The following is a 3,611-nucleotide window of genomic DNA, read 5'->3' on the forward strand; positions in this document are numbered from 1 at the left end:
ATAGTAAATACTTTACAATTAACTAAATCAATTGTTTGCTAGAGGTTTGATTAGAGGAGAATGCATACTTTCCCTTATACATATAAAGAAAGCATACGTTCAATAACTAACCGTTTGCCGTCGGCCGTCATGTCGTGTCACGCAATAGCATTTACTTTAATTATCATCTCAGATAATCATTTATCTTTTCCCACGTTCCTACTCGCCCCACGTGTCATGTTTTCACATATCTTTTGATAAACTCCCTGTCGAGCTACTATAAGTCTAAGAACCGCTTACGAGTAACTATACAGCTTTCTTGACTCGATCGTGTAAAACACCAGTCTTCCTCTTCTGTACTTAACTCCAGTCGTATTGCTTAGCGAAGTTTAGCCACATCATCACTCTTTACCATATTAATTAAATTATATTAACTTAGGCTTCATACATTAGTATATGTGCAGGCTTGTGACATTTACCTGCTGACCTTGATTAGCTATAAAATGCTATAAAATAGCTAACCACGTCTAGAATTTGTTTTAATCCGCAGTGTAGATTCTGCGCTTTTTCAATGTTTGGTAACGATAATCATCTTAACGAGAATAATAAAAAGAGACATCGTTCAATTAATTGATGCCTCTTAACCTATAATCAAAACAATTAATATATTTTCAATATATACTACTGTCCAGCAATCTTGAATTTATGATTATATAACGGTATAATAACTTCATAAGACAAGACGCTAGGTAGATCTATAACCGGTTCGAAATGGTTATAGATGTTTTAATTGATGATGAGGCATCGATTAAAACCTTTCAAGATGAACGGCAATTCACTTTGAAAGCTAGAGTCTTATTTTTTTACTCTAATTTATATTAACTTTTTCGACTCTTTAATTTTATCATTGGTATAACAATTGTCAATAGTTACTGTTTAAAATATATTTTATTCAGTTAAATATATTTAGTATACTTAATATATCCAATATATTACATTTATTAAATATATTAAGTATATTTCTACATCAAATGCTTATATATAGGCAAATATATTAAATATATTTAATATATTTAATATATTAATGTCACAAATAATTGACTTGTTTATCTTAAATTAGTATGTTATAAATATATTTGTTACATATATAAATTAAGGAGAAAAAAATGGGTAAAGTTGTAGTATTTACAAATTTAAAAGGTGGAGTTGGTAAAACAAGCGACACTGATATTATTTCATTGGTCAGCAGTCAGTTATTTAAAAAAAAGGTTCTTTTAATTGACGTCGATATGCAAGCCAATTCTACCCAAAATATGAGTAGAACATTCAATATAACGGATTATCCGCAATCATTTATTAGAGCTGTTCAAAATAGAAATTTAAGAAAAGCTATAATTCATTTATCACCAACATTAGATTTCATCGCTGGGTCTAGTAGTGCTCATGAACTTAATGATTGGATATTAGATCATAGTTCTGATCGAAAGAAAAGATATTTGTTTTTTAAAGATATGGTTGAACCGCTAAAAGAAAAATATGACTATATTTTCTTCGACGTGGCACCATCTACAGATAATACAGTTGACGCTATTATGATGTGTACTGATTATATTGTAGCTGTGCAAGAAGTTAAACGATTTTCTATGGATGGTACAGAAATGCTGATTAATGATTATCTAGCTCCAATGTTAGCAGCCTTTCCAAATGATGCACATTTTCAAGTAGCAGGGATTTTACCTGCCATTTTACAAAATAGAAGAAAACAACAAATATCAAATTATCGAGAAACCATCGAAAAGTTTGGTAAAGATAATGTATTTAATACTATCATTAAACATCATGATCGAATAGAAGGCTGGGGAGAAACCGGTATCGCACTAAAACAAATTGCTGATGTAAAAATGTGGGCATTATTCGCTGATTTATTCTGTGAATTAGAAAAGAGAATCGAAAGTTTCGAAAAAACGGGAGATGTTTTAAACTTTACATACACTCCTAAATATTATGACTCTATGAATAATGAATTGCTTTCTCTTGGAAAGGAGATTGAAAGAAATGGCATTATTAAACAATAATCATAAAGAAAAGAATAATGAAAAAAAGCCAATTAAAGCAAGCGAAATCGTAATTAAAGATGACGTAAGTATTAAATACACTGAAAAGCCTAAATATAGTGCTAAAGAACGAAAACCTGTTCAAGTTGATCCGCCAGTATTAAAAATGATTAGTTGTATTGCTTATGCAAAGGATATTCCTATGTATGAAGTAGTTCGATTAGCTGTAGAGTCTTATCTAAAGGAACTTCCTGAAAGTGAACGTTTAATTTATGAACGTAAAAGTAATGCATAATAACTAATAGACACTATTTGTACAAAAAAAAGAAATCCGTCAAAAAACGGACTTCTTTTTTATAGCAATTTATCATAAGCTCCAGTACAAACAAGGAGAGGCTTTATTTCTTGTTGTCTATTTAAATATATCTCCCATTATGGTACACTTATATCGTTGTCGTGTTTTTTTAAACATAACAACGCGTCATATATAGGCCTGATATTTTCCAAGTTCTTATCAGGCTTTTTTATTTTTACTTCAACATTTACTTCTTATCATGCTTTGTAATATAAGTATTAAACTCAGGAGATGTATTTATTGAGAAAACAGACGTTATCAGTAGCATTTAGAAAACAAAGCTTTAAACACCTTTCAGGGTGTTGTTTAAAAAAAATAAAAGTGCTAATAGCTTTTACAATATGTTAAAGAAAAATCGTATTGAAAGAGTTGATATTTACTATCAAAGTGAATATACTAAGGCCAAATTACAACTTTTACCAGCACTAACCCCCTTTTAACTAATGATAATGACGTTCAGGTAACTGAAGGAAACGGATCAATCTTCAATTTGATAATATGATTAAATCAAATAAATAGATAATCGACCTGGCATGCATAACCGGAAATGGATTATATAGTAAATCCGTTTTCCTATTAAAGAAACTCAACAGTCCTAATAAAAATGATAAACTCACCAAATACCCAATTGATGATATAGATATTAAACCTATTATTAGCGATATAAAAAAGAGACCAGCTTTAGGTCTCTTTTTATAGGTTTTTTCGTTGTTTGCCAACCATCCAGTCTTATATAACCTGGCATAAATCACATGTTTTCCGTTGCCTATTTCAACGGTAAATATTTTTTACGGCCATATTATATAATATAGTTTAAGCGTCACACAAGATATTTACGCTATCTTTAATTTTTATTTTCTATCAATACACTTTATTACATTCTATATATGTTAAGTAGTTTTATGACGTAATCTACTAGTACTTTATAATTACAACTTAAAAAAGTTTTTATTAGTCACAATACAATTTACCAGGACTCGCATAAAGGCATTAATTAAAATTGCTACATCCATTTTTTCAAAATAGTGGTAAAGTAAAACAAAGTCTGTTTTGATCTGTACCTCAGATTACCCCCATCCAACTTTAGAGTGTACTTCAAATAATATAGGATCTTATTTTCTTACAATTGCTTATGTGTAATACTACTTTTATTCAGTGAATGATACAGTTTTCTAGCTATTATTGTTTTCTAAACCCATTATCAACGGTTTTTTCTTTTATAG

The 3,611-nt window shown here is 29.6% G+C and carries 2 protein-coding genes; both read left to right on the forward strand.

Translation table 11 applies throughout. The features are described 5' to 3' along the window. Positions 1-1,145 precede the first annotated feature (1,145 nt). The gene (gene prgP, locus Q3C15_RS08575) at positions 1,146-2,054 is read left to right on the forward strand and encodes a ParA superfamily DNA segregation protein PrgP (RefSeq protein ID WP_289555025.1); all 909 of its coding nucleotides are present in this window, start codon (positions 1,146-1,148) and stop codon (positions 2,052-2,054) included. Continuing rightward, complete coding sequence (locus Q3C15_RS08580) at positions 2,035-2,328, forward strand: type III secretion system protein PrgO (protein WP_289555027.1); 294 nt, start codon at positions 2,035-2,037, stop codon at positions 2,326-2,328. The genes prgP and Q3C15_RS08580 overlap by 20 nt, the downstream gene beginning before the upstream one ends. Positions 2,329-3,611 lie beyond the last annotated feature (1,283 nt).

Source organism: Ligilactobacillus sp. 110_WCHN (assembly GCF_030518115.1).
Classification (GTDB): domain Bacteria; phylum Bacillota; class Bacilli; order Lactobacillales; family Lactobacillaceae; genus Ligilactobacillus; species Ligilactobacillus aviarius_C.

Excerpts from the sequence above, each read along its gene's own strand:
- prgP (WP_289555025.1), top strand. The coding sequence starts at position 1,146 with ATGGGTAAAGTTGTAGTATTTACAAATTTAAAAGGTGGAGTTGGTAAA.
- Q3C15_RS08580 (WP_289555027.1), top strand. The coding sequence starts at position 2,035 with ATGGCATTATTAAACAATAATCATAAAGAAAAGAATAATGAAAAAAAG.